Genomic DNA, 15483 nt, shown 5'->3' with positions numbered 1-15483 from the left:
TCATGTTTTGTTCTTATGCTGCTCGTCCAGCCAAGGGAGCGAGCCATGGACAACCGCATCAACGAAATCCGCAGGATCATCAGGGCGTTACGCGTCAGCATGCGTGAGGCCGAGGCGATCATGCATGAGCAGATCAACAGGGACGAGGACTGCAGCTTCGTCGCAGGCGAAGTCATGAAGATGCGCACGGTAATGAGCGGGCTCGTTCAGGAGCGGGCCGCGCTCGGAGACACCGACCCGATCGTCGTCGCCAGCCTGTTCGTTCCCCGCCGTCGGCCGATGCCATCGCGCGTCGGGGTTGAGAAGCGCAGCCTTGTTCCGCCGCGAAAGATGGCACGAGCATGAAGGGGGAGAGGCCGACCTACTTCTCCGACATGCAGGAGCCGCCGGAATTTCTGAAGGCGCTTCATCATGCGCGGCGCCTGTCCTGCCTCGAGGGTTGGTGCCGCATGCACATCGAGGCCATCCAGGTTGCGATTGATCAGTACGCGGAGGCGGCTCTCGGTAACCGGGAGTTCTTCCTCAATAAGCCGCACAGCATCGGTGGAAGTCGCAGCGGCGGCGACGTGCCGTGACAGCGGTGCGTGTCAGCGTATCGACCTTTTGACATCTCCGATGATCCCGCCCGCCGGCGAAGCTTGGCGTCGCGTTGTTTTTACCGATTGGAAACCATAGCGAATGATCCTAAAATTGTAACGAAACTGTTCGGCTGTCTCTGCGTCGGTTCGTCGGAGGGCCCGTCCGATGACAGAGCACCAGTTGAGAGAGCAGGAATTCCAGATCGCGCGGTACCGGCATTTGGAGCGCGAAGTGACCGATCCACTTGCCGCCTGTCTGCTTCACAGCATCATTGAAGACCTGGAGGCCGAGCTGCGCAGGAATAGCCCGGATTGGCTCGGGCCGCGCGATTAACGCTTTGTTAGCGCTGATCGTGTCGATATGCGCGAGGAAATACCAGGGGAGACTGCTCCCATGTTGAAGGACGGCACCTACGCCGCCTGGTACAAGACGCCGCTCGATCAGGGGACCGGGATCGTCCATATCGCAGACGGACAGATCTGGGGCTGCGACAGCCTGATGACCTATCACGGCTCTTGCAAGGTCGACGGCGATCGCTTCACCGCCACCGTGTCGACGAAGCGCCATACCGACGGACGCGCAACCGTGTTCGGCGTCGACGATGAGCTCACGCTGGACATCGAGGGAAACTGCCCGGGCAAGGTGGCAACCTACACGGCGACGGCAGCGCAAGCGCCGGGAATGATCCTCCAGGGTACGCTGATTCTGACGGAACAGCAGGCGCCCGCACCTGAACGAACCGGGCAGATGCCGCCGTTCAATCCCGACAAGCTGCCAAAGTTGCCGAAGCGCTCGCGCTGATCGCGGAAGCCCGCGCGCCACCGCGGCGGAAGGACCTCATGTCTGCTCCCGACCCAGGCAGACATTCCGCAATCCAGGCTCGCCAAGCAACGAGAACGGTCCCGTCGTTGGTCATGGCAACACCGAGCCAATTCATCCGCGCTGGATTCCCGCCGTCATCAAGCGATCACTGCGAATACGAAAGCTGATCTTCCGTGACGACTCGCTCGATTTTCTCCGACTTGCACTTGATGCGGTATCGGAGACGTCCATCGGACTCGATGGGCATATGCTGGACGATGGTGTAAATCATCGGTGGCTCAGTTGCGGCACGTCCTTGTGGGCCTTGGGGCTGGTGGCGAACGTCTTCATTCAGCTTGTAGGCATACGACATATATCTACCTCGAATTCACGGTGGCTCTGACGCGGGTCAGTCATTGTATCCCTGGCAGGACAGGCGCTTGGTCAAGCGGAAGAGGTTACCACAGTCTGATGCGGTCAAACCGCGTCATAAGTCAGTCGTTCTCTTGCTTGACCGGTGCAGACAGACAATCGCCCAGAGCGGAGCGGCGATGGCTGCAGCATACGCCATATTTGCGAAGTTTGGTCGTAATTTCCGAGCGGTATATGGCATTCTGTGAGCCTACGGGCCCTCGTATCGAGGGAACTGACAACTTCCTTGCCGGATTGGGCTGGAATTCGAATGACGGTGGGGCTGGTATTTCGGCTTTGGGGTAGCTCTGCCGACGATCGCCCTAGCCCCTTTCGGACAACTTTGTCGCATTCCGCAATCCTGCATCCTCGGCCCTCGGCTCGCCCGCTTCTCAAACGACCCGCGATTCGCCATGGTGCCACCGAAAGAGCATCACCCCGGAGCACGATCAATGTCGGACAAGGTCTCGCGTCGCCAGTTCGCCACGCTGGCGGGATTGTCCGCAGCCGGAATCGCCAATCCTCTCGAGGTCGCGGACGCCAAGCCCGCATCGCCGCCGCGAAACGTGGACGGTTTCCCCGCGGGCTTCGTCTGGGGCACGGCGACCTCGTCCTATCAGGTCGAGGGCGCGGTCAACGAGGACGGGCGAGGGGCCTCGATCTGGGACAAGTTCGTCCGCATCCCCGGCAAGATCGAGGATGGCTCGACCGGCGACCGCGCCAACGAGCACTATCACCGCTACAAGGAGGACATCGCGCTCATCAGGGAGCTCGGCTGCAAGGCCTATCGCTTCTCGGTGGCCTGGCCGCGGCTGTTTCCGGACGGCGACGGCAAGCCCAACCCGAAGGGACTCGATTTCTACAACCGCCTGGTCGACGAACTCCTCAAGAACGGCATCGAGCCGTGGCTGACGCTCTATCATTGGGACCTGCCGCAATCGCTCCAGGACCGGTTTGGCGGCTGGCGGTCGACGGAGACCTGCAAGATCTTCGGTGATTACGCGGCCTATGTCGCCGAGCACCTGACCGATCGCGTCAAGAACGTATTCACACTGAACGAGAGCGGTCGCTTCGTCTATTTCGGCTACGGCATCGGCATCGACGCGCCCGGCGTGACGCTGCCACAAGCCGAGGTCAACCAGATCAGGCACAACAGCGCGCTCGCGCACGGGCTTGCGGTGCAGGCGGTACGCGCCCATGGCCGCCGTGGCACCAGGGTGGGGCCGGCGGAGAACATCGATGCCTGTGCCCCCGCGATCGACACGCCGGAGAACGTCCGCGCCGCAGAGATCGCGCTGCGCGAAATGAACGCCGGCTATCTCAACGTCATCATGACGGGCCAGTACACCGACGCCTTCCTGAATTTCGCCGGGCGCGACGCGCCGAAATACACGGATGCGGAGCTGAAGATCATCTCCTCGCCGGTCGATTTCCTCGGCCTCAACATCTACGCGCCGCAGAACTATGTGGTGGCCTCCGACCAGGGCGCGGGCTTCATGCCGCTGCCGATCCCGAAATCCTTCCCGCACATGAATTCGGACTGGCTGCGCGTCGGCCCCGAGACGATCTACTGGGTGCCCAAGCTGGCGGCAAAGATCTGGAAAACGGACGCGATTTATATCAGCGAGAACGGCACCTCCGGCGACGACGTCGTGACGCCCGACGGCAAGATCTACGACACCGACCGCATCATGTATTTGCGCAACTACCTGGCCCAGCTCCAGCGCGCCACCGCCGAAGGCGTGCCGGTGCGCGGCTATTTCCTCTGGAGCCTGATGGACAATTTCGAATGGGTATTTGGGCTCAACAAGCGCTTTGGGCTCTACCACGTCAATTTCGATACGCAGGTGCGTACGCCGAAACTCAGCGCCAGCTTCTATCGCAACGTGATCGCGAAGAACGCAGCGGGGGTTTGATCGCTCTCCCTCGCCCCGCTCTTGCGGAAGGGCGACGAGCTTGGCTCGCGTTGAGAGGCGGGGTGAGGCGGTTCCGCCAGCGCGCATTGACTCCCTTCGCCCGCTGATTCAAAACGCTTCCAACCGTTCAACAAGAGGATAACGCCAATGATCGACGCACTCATCATCGATGCCTGCCGGACCCCGCGGGGCGTCGGCAAGGCCGGCAAGGGGGCGCTCTCGGGCATTCATCCGCAGCAGCTGGGAGCAACCGTGCTGCGCGCGCTCGCGACGCGCACCGGCATCGACACCGCCGACGTCGACGACGTCATCTGGGGCTGCAGCGCGCAGGTCGCAACGCAAGGCGGCGATCTCGGCCGCATGTCGGCGCTGGACGCCGGCTACGACGTGCGCGCGAGTGCCGTAACGCTCGACCGCTTCTGCGGCTCCGGCATCACCGCCGTCAACATGGCCGCAAGCTCGATCATGTCGGGCACGGAGGACCTCGTCGTCGCCGGCGGCTGCGAGATGATGTCGATGGAAGGACGCCGCGGCGGCGGTCCGATGATGATGGACAACGGCAATCTGCGCCTGCGAGCGCGGCATCCGCAGTCGCATCAGGGCGTCTGCGCCGACGCGATCGCGACGCTGGAAGGCATCACGCGAAGGGACGTCGACGCGCTCGGCCTCGAAAGTCAGAAGCGTGCCGCGCATGCGATCGCGAACGGCCACTTCAAGAAGAGCCTCGTGCCGGTGCATCGCGAGGACGGCAGCCTCGCGCTCGACCATGAAGAATATCCGCGGCCGCAGACCACGATGGAAGGGCTGAGCGCTTTGAAGCCCGCATTCCCCGCAGTCGCCGACCATGCGCTCGACGACAGGGGCGCGACCTATCGCGGCCTGATCCTGCAGAAATACCCCGACCTCGAGATCGACTTCATGCACCACGCCGGCAACTCGTCCGGCGTCGTCGACGGCGCCGCCGCGATCCTTCTGGCTTCGCCCGCTTACGCCAGGGCGCACGGCCTGAAGCCGCGCGCCCGCGTCGTCGCGATGGCGAATATGGGGGACTCGCCGACGCTGATGCTGAACGCGCCGGTGCCGGCGACGCGCAAGGTGCTGGCGAAGGCGGGGCTGACCATCGACGACATCGACCTGTTCGAGATCAACGAGGCCTTTGCCGTGGTTGCGGAAAAATACATCCGCGACCTCAAGCTCGACCGCGCCAAGGTCAACGTCAACGGCGGCTCGATCGCGCTCGGCCATCCCATCGGCGCCACCGGCTCGATCCTGATCGGCACCCTGCTCGACGAGCTTGAACGGCGCGACTTGAAGCGCGGTCTCGTCACCATGTGCGCGGCCGGTGGCATGGCCCCGGCCGTCATCATCGAACGTATCTAGCGCGAGCGAAGCTCGTCGCGCTCCCTAGAAATAAGGGAGAGAAAGTACCCGCGATCGCCACATCACGACGATCTAGGCTTATTTTCCAGGGTGAATCGCGACCGGACTCCGACAAAGAGGCCGGTCATCGCTTGTCGAAAGCATCGAATCAGCTTTAGCAAGGCTGCGTGCGGGCCTTTGAAACAAGGTAAAATCCGCTGCCTGAGGCTTCTCCCGCTCCGGAAGTGGCTAAAAAGCAGGGTTTTTTGCCACAGAGGGCCAAAAAAGCCCGTAAAACCCCGACAAAACTGTGCAGAAGGCTATAGGCCTTCACCGGTTGGTCTAATATGCAGCCGTCAACGAATCAGAGGAGACACGATGGCCACCCAAATGTCGAAATCGCAGCTGATCGAAAAGATCGCGACCACCACCGAGCTTTCCAAGCGTGACGTCAAGAGCGTCATGGAGACGCTGACCGACGTCGGTCACAAGGAGCTCAAGAAGAACGGCCTGTTCCTGGTGCCGGGCTTCGCCAAGTTCGTGGTCATCAAGAAGCCCGCCACCAAGGCGCGCAAGGGCACCAACCCGTTCACGGGCGAAGAGATGATGTTCAAGGCCAAGCCGGCCCGGAAGATCGTCCGCGCCCGCCCGGTCAAGGCCGCCAAGGACGCCGTGGGCTAACAACGCAAAGGCCCCCTCGAGCGAGGGGGCCTTTTGTTCGGGGCTGTCGCGAGGACTTGAGACGGAGGGCTCAACCCTTGCGGCGCTTCGCGCGGACCGGGATCGGCTGAAGCCGCGGTCCGGATGCCGCCAGCGCATCGCGAACCCCGTCGATGGCGCGATCGAGCAACTGGCGCAACCGCTGCGTCTTTCGCGATTGCTTCGCTTTTTCCAGCAGTTTCTTCATCGCATTCACTCCGCCGCTTCGACCTTGGCCTCGATTTTGGCCTCGGCCGGCTCGAGCGCCGCGGCGATGGCTTCGTCGACGCGCTCCAGCCAGATGAATTCGAGGTTGTCGCGCGCGCTCTGCGGGATATCGTCGTAATCCCGCTTGTTGCGCGCCGGCAGCATCACCCGCTTCAGGCCAGCGGCCGCAGCCGCCACCACCTTCTCCTTGATACCGCCGACCGGCAGCACCAGGCCGCGCAGCGAGATCTCGCCGGTCATGGCGGTGTCGCTGCGCACCGTGCGATTGGTGAGCAGTGACGTCAGCGCCGTGAACATCGCAACGCCCGCGCTCGGTCCGTCCTTCGGGGTCGCGCCTGCCGGCACGTGAACGTGGATGTCGCTCTTTTCGAACAGCTGCGGATCGATGCCGAGCTGCGTGGCCTTGCTCTTCACCAGCGTCATCGCAGCCTGCACGCTCTCGCGCATGACCTCGCCGAGCTGGCCGGTCAGGATCATGCCGCCGCGGCCTGATACCCGCGAGGCCTCGATGAACAGGATGTCGCCGCCGACCGGCGTCCAGGCCAGGCCAGTGGCCACGCCTGGAATGCTGGTGCGCTGCGCGATCTCGCCTTCGAAGCGCGGCTGGCCGAGCACAGTGCCGATGTCCTTTGGCGTCACGACGATCTTGGCAGCCGTGCCCTCGGCGACCTGCACGGCAGCATGGCGGAACAGCTTTCCGATCTCCCGCTCCAGGTTACGCACGCCGGCTTCGCGGGTGTAGCCCTTGACCACCAGCTTCAGCGCCTCCGGCTCGATCTCGGCTTGCTCCGGCGTCAAGCCGTTGGCCTCGAGCTGCCGCCGCACCAGATAGCGCCGCGCGATCTCCAGCTTCTCATCCTCGGTGTAGCCGGCGAGGCTGATCAGCTCCATGCGGTCCAGCAACGGACCCGGGATCTGGTCCAGCATGTTTGCGGTCGCGATGAACACCACGCGCGACAGGTCGAAGGGCACGCCCAGGTAATTGTCCCGGAATGTCCCGTTCTGCTCGGGGTCGAGCACCTCCAGCATCGCGGCGGAAGGATCGCCCTGCACGCCGCGGCCCATCTTGTCGATCTCGTCCAGCATCATGACGCAGTTCCGGGCGCCGGCCTTCTTGATGCCCTGGATGATGTTGCCGGGCAGCGCGCCGATATAGGTGCGCCGGTGGCCGCGGATCTCGGCCTCGTCATGCACGCCGCCGAGGCTGACGCGCACGAAGGGACGGTCCATCGCGCGTGCGATGGACTGGCCGAGCGAGGTCTTGCCGACGCCGGGCGGTCCGATGAAGCACAGGATCGGCGCCTTGCCCTGCGGCGCCAGCTTGCGCACCGCCAGATATTCGATGATCCGGCTCTTGATCTTCTCCAGGCCAAAGTGATCGGCGTCGAGGATGCGGCGCGCTTCCTTGATGTCGATCGGCTTCTCCGCGGGCAGTGCCCACGGCAGCTCGATCAGCCAGTCCAGGTAAGTGCGGACCATGCCGGCCTCGCCGGCGGCCTCCGGCATGCGCTCGTAGCGGCGCAGCTCCTTCTTCGCATGTGCATCGGCCTCGGGCGGCATGTTGGCCTTGGCGATGGCAGCCGTCAGCTCGGCCACCTCGGCCGCCTTGCCGTCGCCTTCGCCGAGCTGGCGCTGAATGGTCGCCATCTGCTCGCGCAGGATCGCTTCGCGCTGCCGCTCGTCGAAGCTGGCGCGGGTCTGCTGGCCGATCTCGTTGCTGATGCGCAGCACCTCCAGCCGTTCGGCCAGATGCTTCGACACCTTCTCGACACGCAGAGCGAGGTCGATGGTCTCCAGCACCTCCTGCTTGTCCTGCGGCTTGATGTCCATGAACGAGGTCGCCAGGTCCGCCAGCGCGCCGGGCGCCGTGGTGCCCTGGAACATCGCGACCAGTTCGGGCGGCGCCTGCGGCAGCAGCTCGATCGCCTCGATGGCCTGGCGCTGCAGGTTCAGCCCGCGGGCCTCGATCTCGGGCGTGCTGGTGGTCGGCTCCGGAATCTGCTGGATCCGCGCGGCCGGGAACGGCGTCCCCGGCAGGAAGTCGAGGATGCGCGCGCGCTGCACGCCCTGGCAGACGATGTGATGGGTGCCGTCGGGCGCGGTGATGTAGCGCACGATGTTGGCGATGGTCGCGACCCGATAGAGGTCGTCCGGTCCGGGCTCCTCGGTCTCGGGGCTGCGTTGCAGGACGATGCCGACCGGTCGCTGCTCGCGCAGCGCCTGTTGCGCGGCGGCGACCGACTTCGGCCGTGCGATCGCGATCGGCGCGATGGCGCCGGGGAACAGCACCATTTCGCGCACGGGAATGATGATCAGCGCGTCTTCGGGAATCTTCACGTCGGAATTGCTCTGGGGATTGGTCGGTGCGGTATTCATTGGTTCGGTGGCCATGATCGACCTCAGGATTTGGCGAGGCGCAGCGCGACGCAGCCGTCCATCACGAAGCGGCTGATGGCGTAACGGCCAACGGGCAATGCAATGCGGCGCTCAAAACGCCCCTGCGGCAGTTCGAGCCGGTGGATGCGGGCGTTGCGAAGCTCTGGCGGAAGGGTGCGCTGGCCGGAGATGACGAGCACGCCGTCATGGATGACAGTCTCGACATTGTCGGGATTGACGCCGGGAAGCGCGACCAGGATCAGGAGCTCATGCTCGGTTTCGAGCACGTCGATCGGCGGCTCCCAGCAGGCTTCCTGCCGGCCGAACTGCTGGCGCAGCCGTTCGGCGCGGGTCAGCGAGTCCAAGGCTTCGGACAGCATCCAGTCGAGGGGATTTTTGGGTTGCATGATGCGGGCTCGGCGGGTGAGGAACGCTGAATATGGGGCCGGTTCCCGAGAATTCCAGCCCGGCTGCGCGCAGGTGCCATGCGGATCGTGCGATCCGAAAACAAGCGCCGCGGCCTTCCGGGCCGCGGCGTTCCGTCGTCACCCTATGTGTGCCTCAGGCCGCCTGGCGGTATTCCTCTTCCGCCTCGAGGTTGATCACGGAGGTGGCGAGCTCGGTCAGGGCGTGATCGGTCGCCTCTTCCTCGTCCAGCGTCGCCTGCAGCAGCTTTGCCGCGTCCTGCATGCCGAGCTCCTCGGCCCAGGTGCGCAGCGTGCCGTAGCGGGAGATTTCGTAATGCTCAACCGCCTGCGCGGCTGCGAGCAGGCCTGCGTCGAGCGCAGGAGCGTTCTTGAACTCCTTCATGATCTCGGCGCCTTCGTCGGTGATGCCGTTGATCGCTTCGCAAGGCTTGCCGCGGGCCGGCTTGCCCAGCATCTTGAAGATCTGCTCCAGACGTTTGACCTGGCCCTGGGTCTCGCGCAGATGCTTGTTGAAAGCCGCCGCGAGCTCCTTCGAGTTGGCGGCCTTGGCCATCTTGGGCAGGGTCTTGATGATCTTGTTCTCGGCGAAATAGATGTCCTTGAGCGTCTCCAGGAATAGGTCGCTCAACATCTTCGGCGCCTGACGGGCGCGGCCCGTCGACGATTTCTTGGTTGTGCGCTTCTTCGCTTTTTTGGCCATAAATCCTCCTCTTGAGGCGACACGGGAAGGCATCGCCTTCCTCAATCCTCAGGCGATCCAAGCCTTTCGGTGAACGAAAGTTCCAAACGGCAAGCTGCACTCGGCGCGTCGCTCAGGTCGGACGCTTGTACGGGTCTTCCTGGCGCTGCCGCTCTTCCGTCGCGCGGTCGAGACGGGCCCGCTCGCTGCGACGGAGGTGACCGGCCTTCATCACTCCGTAGACGAGGGCGCCGCCAAGCACGAACGCGCCGATGAACCAGAGCCAAAGCATCTGGGTCGAGGCGTGGCCCAGCAACATGCTAACACCGCTGTCGCTCATAGATGATCTCCACCATGTCCCTTGCGGTCATGGTCAGCTAAGTCGGATGGCGGAAGGTCGTTCCTCAACCAGCCCTCGTCGCATGCGGCGCCTCACACCGGATTGGCGACAGGCTGCCGCACCGAACTCCCTCTCGGCTCGCCCGCACGTGCGGTGAAGTCCCCGGCCTCGGTCGAGGTCCGCAGCCATTTCGTCACATCGCCGATCGCCTCCCGCGGCGATCGGCCGAATTTCCTCAAGCCCCGGAAATATTCCAGCTGAAGATGGGCCGAGGTGCCGCGCTTGGGGATGGTCTTGAGATGCTGGATATCGTCCTCGATGCGAAGATGCGCGATGTCGGGCGCCAGCATGGCGATCACCGTCTCAAGCCAGGTCCTGAACGAGACCGGCTCGAACGACACCAGGTCGATATACGTCCCGTCGGTTCCGTAGCGCTGGGCACGCCAGCGGTTCTCCTCGATCAGCGCGCGGTGCACGGCCGAATGGGTGGCGTTAAGATCCGGATGGTGCACGGCGTGCCTGACCAGCGCGCGAAACAGCGCCGCGATCGCCACCGAGTCGGCAATTGCCGTGCAGCAATCGGTGATGCGCAGCTCCAGGGTGGGATGTTGGAGCGAAGGCCGGAGCGCCCACCACACATAGGTGGCATTAGGGACGATGCCTGCATCGACCAGGGTCTTCACATAGGTCTCGTATTCCGCGAGGTTGCGAAACATTTCGGGAAAGCCGGTCCGGGGCAGGGCGTCGTTTGCGGCATTGCGGTAGCCGAGCAGTCCCGTGGGGTAGCCGCACCAGAACGGCGACGAGGTCGACAGCGCCAGCAGCAGCGGCAGGAATGGCACGAGGCGGTGCATGATCTCGACCCGGTGGTCTGGCTCGGGCACCTCGACGTGAACGTGCAGCCCGCTGATCGGATTGCCCAGGCCAACCATCCCGAGGTCGCTGATGACCTTGCTGTAGCGGCGCTTGCGCGTCATGCGCTGCTGCTGGGGTTGAGCCAACGGATGCGTCCCCGCCGCGACGATGCCGACCCCGTGCTCCTTGCCGACCTCGGCCAGGACCGCGCGGTAGTGTGCAAGCTCAGTGACGGCATCGGCTGAAGTCGCCAATGGCGGCGTCGCCACTTCGATCTGCGATTGTAGGATCTCGGTGGTCAGCCGCTCCCCAAGGCGTTTCTGGGCGGCTGCCATATAGGGCTTGGGCAGCTCAGACTTCGGTGCCGCCGATTGGCGGTTGACCAGAAAATATTCCTCCTCAATGCCGAAGCGGTAACGGTGCATGACCTACGCTGCCCCTTGCGCCTTCGCATGCTGACGAACCGCGTCTCCGAAGGCAGAGAGAATGCGGGCCGACGCGTGGTCGGAGCTCGCCCAATAATCCGGATGAAAGATCGTGCCGAGCGCAAAAGCGCTCGCGCCTTCGACGCTGACGGCCTCGACCGAGCCGTCCTGGGCCACGGCCTCCGCCACAAGCCCCGGTGCGAGATCGGCGATCAGGCAGCTGTGCAGAGAATTCACCGAGATGGCGTCTGTGCCGCAGATCTGCTGCAACACGCCGCCTTTGCGCAGCGTTACTTTTTGCCGCAGCCGATAGCGGGCATCCTCATTGTCCGCCTCGGGCGTGCCGTGGCGTCGATCCTCGGGCAGATCGTCCGGCTCTTTCGCGAGCGTGCCCCCAAACGCGACGTTGAGCTCCTGGATTCCACGGCAGACGAACAGAGCGGGAATGCCGCGCGCCAGCGCGCGCGGAATCAGGCGTAGTGCGACCTCGTCGCGGAATTCATCAAATGGACCATCGCGCGCTTCGTCGGCCGTTTGTCCGTAACGGGAGGGATGGACGTTGGTCTGCCCCCCGCCGATGAAGAGGCCGTCGAGGCGGTCGAGATACGCATCGACATCTGCTTCCGGTGCCGCGGGCAGGACCCGCGGCACGGCGCCCGCGACGAGGCCGACGGCGTTGACGCAGATCAAGGCGACCGAGGCCAGCTGTTCGCCGCGCGCAACCATGGAATCCGAGAGGATGCCGACCTGTGGCGCGCCGCTGCGGGCTTGCCACTGGCCACGGGATGCGGTGAGCCGCCACTGCTGAAGACCGTACGCCACTGCGTCCGCGGCGCCGCCGAATTGGTGAATGGCGGCCTGGAGTTCTCTGACGTTTGTCCCTAATCGAAGCGCCCAGCGGCTGCAGGAAATGGGATCGTGCGGATCAATTCTGGAATGGGGCTCGTGCAATTGTCTGGGCTGCTTCTATTGGTGTGTCGATGCCGAGGGCAACGGCAATCCTGCAGAATGGTTGCTTCGCGATTGAGCTGCTTGATGTTTTTGAGCACACGCTGAACTAACTTTTGTTATTGCGACGTGCTTGGGCCGTCGGATCGGAAGAGGCGCCATGATCGATTTCTCCCTGTCCGCCTTCGTGACGCTGCTGCTGGTGGTCGATCCCGTTGGTCTCGTGCCCGCCTTCCTCGCCGCGACCGGAGGAATGCCCGACAAGACCAAACGCACGATCGCGCTGCGCGCGCCGCTGATTGCGGCGTCGATCCTGGTGGTGATCGCCACGATCGGAAACTGGTTGCTGCGCCAGCTCGGGATCGGCATCCCCGCGTTCCAGATCGCCGGCGGGCTGCTGCTGTTCGGCGTGTCCTACCAGATGATATTCGGCGACCGTCCGCATCGCGAGGCCCGCGAGGCCGACAAGGCAACCTCCGAGCATGCCTCCGACGTCGCGGTCTTCCCGCTGGCCATCCCGATGATGGCCGGTCCCGGCGCGATCGCGACCACGCTGCTCCTGACCGGCGATGCAGGCTACGGGCCGAGGCTCGCGATCATCATCGCGGTCGTGCTCGCCGTGTGCCTGCTCTGCATGCTCTGCTTTGTCTCGGCGAGCCTGATTGCCCGCACCCTCGGGCGTACCGGAAATGCGGTGCTGTCGCGCGTGCTCGGCATGTTGCTCGCGGCCTATTCGGTGCAGTTCGTGATCAACGGAATCGCGGCCGTCCGGGCGGGCCTGCCCTAGAGCTGCGACAATCTGTTAATAGTTTGATTTTCATGTTTATTCCATGATGCCATGAGGCAGCTGACGGGATCGTGCGCGACCCGGTCCGCTTTCTCTTGCGCTGCCACATTGCTTTGACGTACTCCCCGTCTGACAGGCGCCCACCGTCAGGAAATCGAGATGTCGATGACAGCGGACGAGCTCGACAAGAGACAGGCCATCATCGGCGCCTGCCGCCGCATGAATGCGCTCGGCATCAACCAGGGCACCTCGGGCAATATCAGCGTCCGGCATGTGGACGGGCTTCTGGTCACCCCGACCAGCGTGCCCTACGACGCCATGACGCCGGACCAGATCGTGTTCATGACGATGGACGGCTCGCACGCGCCCGATCAGAAGCCGTCCAGCGAGTGGCGCTTCCACCTCGACATCCTGAAGGCCCGGCCAGACGTCGACGCCGTCGTCCACGCCCATCCGACCTATTGCACCATCCTGGCGATCATGGGCCTGGAGATCCCGCCCGTGCACTACATGATCGCGGCCGCCGGCGGCGACAGCATCCGCTGCGCGCCCTATGCCACCTTCGGAACGGCGGAGCTGTCCGAACATGCCGTGCGGGCGCTGGAGGGCCGACTTGCCTGCCTGCTCGACCATCACGGCATGATCGCGATCGGCAAGTCGCTGGACAAGGCGATGTGGCTCGCGGTCGAGGTCGAGACGCTGGCGCGGCAATATCACGGCTGTCTCCAGATCGGAGAGCCGCCGCTGCTGTCGAGCGCCGAGATCGAGCGGGTCCGCCAGCGCATGTCCGGTTACGGCATGTCGGAAGGGTAGGGCGGACAGAACGTGTTCCTGCGGATCAGACATCTCGCCGACCGCAAGGGGACGAACCGCATCATGGTTCGGCTGCGGGCGCTGCTACGCAGCAACGAATTCTATCTGATCCCGCTGGCGCTGGTGATCGGCACGCTCGCCGGCGCCATCGTGACGCTGATGGCCGAGATTGCGCAGATTGCCCACATGGTGATCTACGGCATTCCCATCGACGTCCGCCTGTCCGCCAATACCAGCGTCAGTCCGTGGGCCGCGCTGATCGCGCCCGCGCTGGGCGGGTTGGTGCTTGGGATCATGGAGTGGTGGCGGCGACGGCTCAAGCTCTCCAGCGCGGTCGATCCGATCGAGGCGAACGCACTGCGCGGCGGCAATCTGTCGATGCGCGACAGCGTGGTGGTGTCCAGCCAGACGCTGATCTCGAACGGCTGCGGCGCCTCCGTCGGCCTCGAGGCCGGCTATACCCAGATCGGCTCGGGTATCGCCTCGTTGCTCGGCAAGTTCTTCAATCTGCGCCGCAACGATCTGCGCCTGATCGTCGGCTGCGGTGCCGCTGCGGCGATCGCGGCGGCCTTCGGTGCACCGATCACGGGCGCCTTCTACGCCTGCGAGCTGATCGTCGGCGTCTACTCGGTCGGCAGCGCGGCGCCGATCCTCGCCGCCTCGCTCGCGGGCGCCCTGACCGCGCAATGGCTCGGCGGCGCGCCATACTCGCTCGAAATACCCAAGGTCAGCGCCGTCGGCGTCGAGCAATATCTCGCGCTGATCGGTCTCGCGCTCGTCACCAGCGGTGTCGGCATCGCCGTGATGCGCTCGTCCTCGATGTTCGAGCGCCTGTTCAAATGGCTGCCGGTCTGGTTGCGCCCGGTGATCGGCGGCCTCATCGTCGGCGGTTTTGCGATCGTCACGCCGCAGGTGCTGGCGGCCGGCCACGGCGCAATGGTGCTCGATCTCTTTCACGACATGACGATCGGCCTGATCGCGCTGATCATCGCCTTGAAGGTGACGGCCTGCCTGATCTCGCTCGCCTCCGGTTTCCGCGGCGGCCTGTTCTTTGCCTCGCTGTTCGTGGGCAGCCTGATCGGAAAGTTCTTCTCCGCGGTGCTGCTCTTGATCAGCCCGAACTTCGTGATCGATCCGCTGGTCGCGATGCTGACGGGCATGGCGACGCTGGGCGTCGCCATCGTCGGCGGTCCCTTGACCATGTCGTTCCTCGTGCTCGAGATGACCCGCAACGTCGACGTTACCGCCGTAGTGCTCGCCGGCTGCATCGTCACCTCGATCTGCGTCCGCTTCATGTTCGGGCACTCCTTCTCGACCTGGCGCCTGCATCTGCGCGGCGAGACCATCCGCAGCGCCAACGACGTCGGCTGGCTGCGCAACCTCACCGTCGAGCGGCTGATGCGCTCAGATGTTGGCAAGGTGCCGTCGACCACGACGATCGCCGCGGTCCGCCGCGAATTCGCGCTGGGCTCGCGGCCCGGGATCGTCATCGTCAACAATGCGGACGAATATGTCGGGCTTGTCCTGCTGCCCGACCTGTTCTCGGGCGACCTCGACACCATCGCCGACGAAATCCAGGTGATCGAGCTCGCGCGGCTGACCGAGATCGTGCTGATCCCGGAAATGAACGTGAAGTCGGCGATGGCGGTGTTCGACGAGGCGGAGGCCGAGATGCTGGCGGTGGTCGATTCCACCGACAGCCGCAAGGTGGTCGGCTTCCTTACCGAGACCTTCGCCCGCCGCCGCTATGTCGAGGAGATCGACAAGGCGACGCGCGGCGTACTCGGCGCGCTGTCGTAAGGTCACGCGGAAGCGGGACGGCGTGCGTCATGCGCCGCC

Annotated in this window: 17 protein-coding genes; 10 read left to right on the top strand and 7 right to left on the bottom strand. The window is 64.4% G+C overall.

Going from position 1 to position 15483, the window contains the following annotated elements; genetic code table 11:
* Positions 1 to 45 precede the first annotated feature (45 nt).
* The 7 genes from IVB50_RS07085 to IVB50_RS07055 all read left to right on the top strand — a co-directional run bounded on the left by IVB50_RS07085 (position 46) and on the right by IVB50_RS07055 (position 5747).
* Positions 46 to 345 (top strand): hypothetical protein, encoded by a 300-nt coding sequence (locus tag IVB50_RS07085; protein ID WP_085384859.1) that lies wholly within the window; start codon positions 46 to 48, stop codon positions 343 to 345.
* The gene (locus tag IVB50_RS07080; protein WP_018460276.1) at positions 342 to 575 is read left to right on the top strand and encodes a hypothetical protein; all 234 of its coding nucleotides are present in this window, start codon (positions 342 to 344) and stop codon (positions 573 to 575) included. The genes IVB50_RS07085 and IVB50_RS07080 overlap by 4 nt, the downstream gene beginning before the upstream one ends.
* Before the next feature lie 169 nt (positions 576 to 744).
* A complete protein-coding gene (locus tag IVB50_RS07075; protein ID WP_162847266.1) occupies positions 745 to 912 on the top strand; it encodes a hypothetical protein in 168 nt (55 codons plus the stop codon).
* 60 nt (positions 913 to 972) lie between these two features.
* Positions 973 to 1380 (top strand): hypothetical protein, encoded by a 408-nt coding sequence (locus tag IVB50_RS07070; protein WP_018460275.1) that lies wholly within the window; start codon positions 973 to 975, stop codon positions 1378 to 1380.
* A gap of 863 nt (positions 1381 to 2243) precedes the next feature.
* Positions 2244 to 3707 carry a GH1 family beta-glucosidase gene (locus IVB50_RS07065; protein WP_085361044.1) on the top strand — a complete coding sequence of 488 codons (1464 nt, stop codon included), beginning with the start codon at positions 2244 to 2246 and terminating at the stop codon, positions 3705 to 3707.
* A gap of 147 nt (positions 3708 to 3854) precedes the next feature.
* Entirely contained in the window at positions 3855 to 5087 is a 1233-nt protein-coding gene (locus IVB50_RS07060; protein WP_247295103.1) for an acetyl-CoA C-acetyltransferase, read from the top strand.
* A gap of 357 nt (positions 5088 to 5444) precedes the next feature.
* Positions 5445 to 5747 carry an HU family DNA-binding protein gene (locus IVB50_RS07055; protein WP_007601427.1) on the top strand — a complete coding sequence of 101 codons (303 nt, stop codon included), beginning with the start codon at positions 5445 to 5447 and terminating at the stop codon, positions 5745 to 5747.
* A gap of 70 nt (positions 5748 to 5817) precedes the next feature.
* Here the strand turns inward: IVB50_RS07055 and IVB50_RS07050 are convergent, their stop codons facing one another.
* From IVB50_RS07050 to IVB50_RS07020, 7 genes are all read right to left on the bottom strand, one after another.
* A complete protein-coding gene (locus IVB50_RS07050; RefSeq protein ID WP_247295101.1) occupies positions 5818 to 5973 on the bottom strand; it encodes a hypothetical protein in 156 nt (51 codons plus the stop codon).
* Between the two features lie 5 nt (positions 5974 to 5978).
* On the bottom strand, positions 5979 to 8384 hold the full coding sequence (gene lon, locus IVB50_RS07045; RefSeq protein WP_247295098.1) for an endopeptidase La: 2406 nt from the start codon (positions 8382 to 8384) through the stop codon (positions 5979 to 5981).
* Positions 8385 to 8392: 8 nt separating this feature from the next.
* Positions 8393 to 8776, bottom strand: coding sequence for an Hsp20/alpha crystallin family protein (locus IVB50_RS07040; protein WP_007601432.1), 384 nt, complete (start codon positions 8774 to 8776; stop codon positions 8393 to 8395).
* Positions 8777 to 8930: 154 nt separating this feature from the next.
* Complete coding sequence (locus tag IVB50_RS07035; protein ID WP_018460267.1) at positions 8931 to 9497, bottom strand: ferritin-like domain-containing protein; 567 nt, start codon at positions 9495 to 9497, stop codon at positions 8931 to 8933.
* A gap of 112 nt (positions 9498 to 9609) precedes the next feature.
* The gene (locus IVB50_RS07030; protein WP_026233987.1) at positions 9610 to 9816 is read right to left on the bottom strand and encodes a hypothetical protein; all 207 of its coding nucleotides are present in this window, start codon (positions 9814 to 9816) and stop codon (positions 9610 to 9612) included.
* A gap of 92 nt (positions 9817 to 9908) precedes the next feature.
* On the bottom strand, positions 9909 to 11096 hold the full coding sequence (locus IVB50_RS07025; protein WP_018460265.1) for a carboxylate-amine ligase: 1188 nt from the start codon (positions 11094 to 11096) through the stop codon (positions 9909 to 9911).
* A gap of 3 nt (positions 11097 to 11099) precedes the next feature.
* A complete protein-coding gene (locus IVB50_RS07020) occupies positions 11100 to 11918 on the bottom strand; it encodes a gamma-glutamyl-gamma-aminobutyrate hydrolase family protein (RefSeq protein WP_247295096.1) in 819 nt (272 codons plus the stop codon).
* A 286-nt stretch (positions 11919 to 12204) separates the two neighbouring features.
* Between IVB50_RS07020 and IVB50_RS07015 the strand changes: the two genes are divergently transcribed.
* The 3 genes from IVB50_RS07015 (at position 12205) to IVB50_RS07005 (ending at position 15444) form a co-directional block, all read left to right on the top strand.
* Positions 12205 to 12831, top strand: coding sequence for a MarC family protein (locus tag IVB50_RS07015; protein ID WP_018460263.1), 627 nt, complete (start codon positions 12205 to 12207; stop codon positions 12829 to 12831).
* A gap of 159 nt (positions 12832 to 12990) precedes the next feature.
* Complete coding sequence (locus tag IVB50_RS07010; protein WP_198957640.1) at positions 12991 to 13644, top strand: class II aldolase/adducin family protein; 654 nt, start codon at positions 12991 to 12993, stop codon at positions 13642 to 13644.
* A gap of 12 nt (positions 13645 to 13656) precedes the next feature.
* Positions 13657 to 15444, top strand: a complete 1788-nt coding sequence (locus tag IVB50_RS07005; protein WP_085361046.1) for a chloride channel protein — start codon at positions 13657 to 13659, stop codon at positions 15442 to 15444.
* Positions 15445 to 15483 lie beyond the last annotated feature (39 nt).

The sequence above is a fragment of the Bradyrhizobium sp. 87 genome, from assembly GCF_023073015.1.
In the GTDB taxonomy this organism is placed as follows: Bacteria; Pseudomonadota; Alphaproteobacteria; order Rhizobiales; family Xanthobacteraceae; genus Bradyrhizobium; species Bradyrhizobium canariense_D.
The sequence above is the reverse complement of the archived record's forward strand: the minus strand, read 5'-3'. Positions and strand labels throughout refer to the sequence as shown.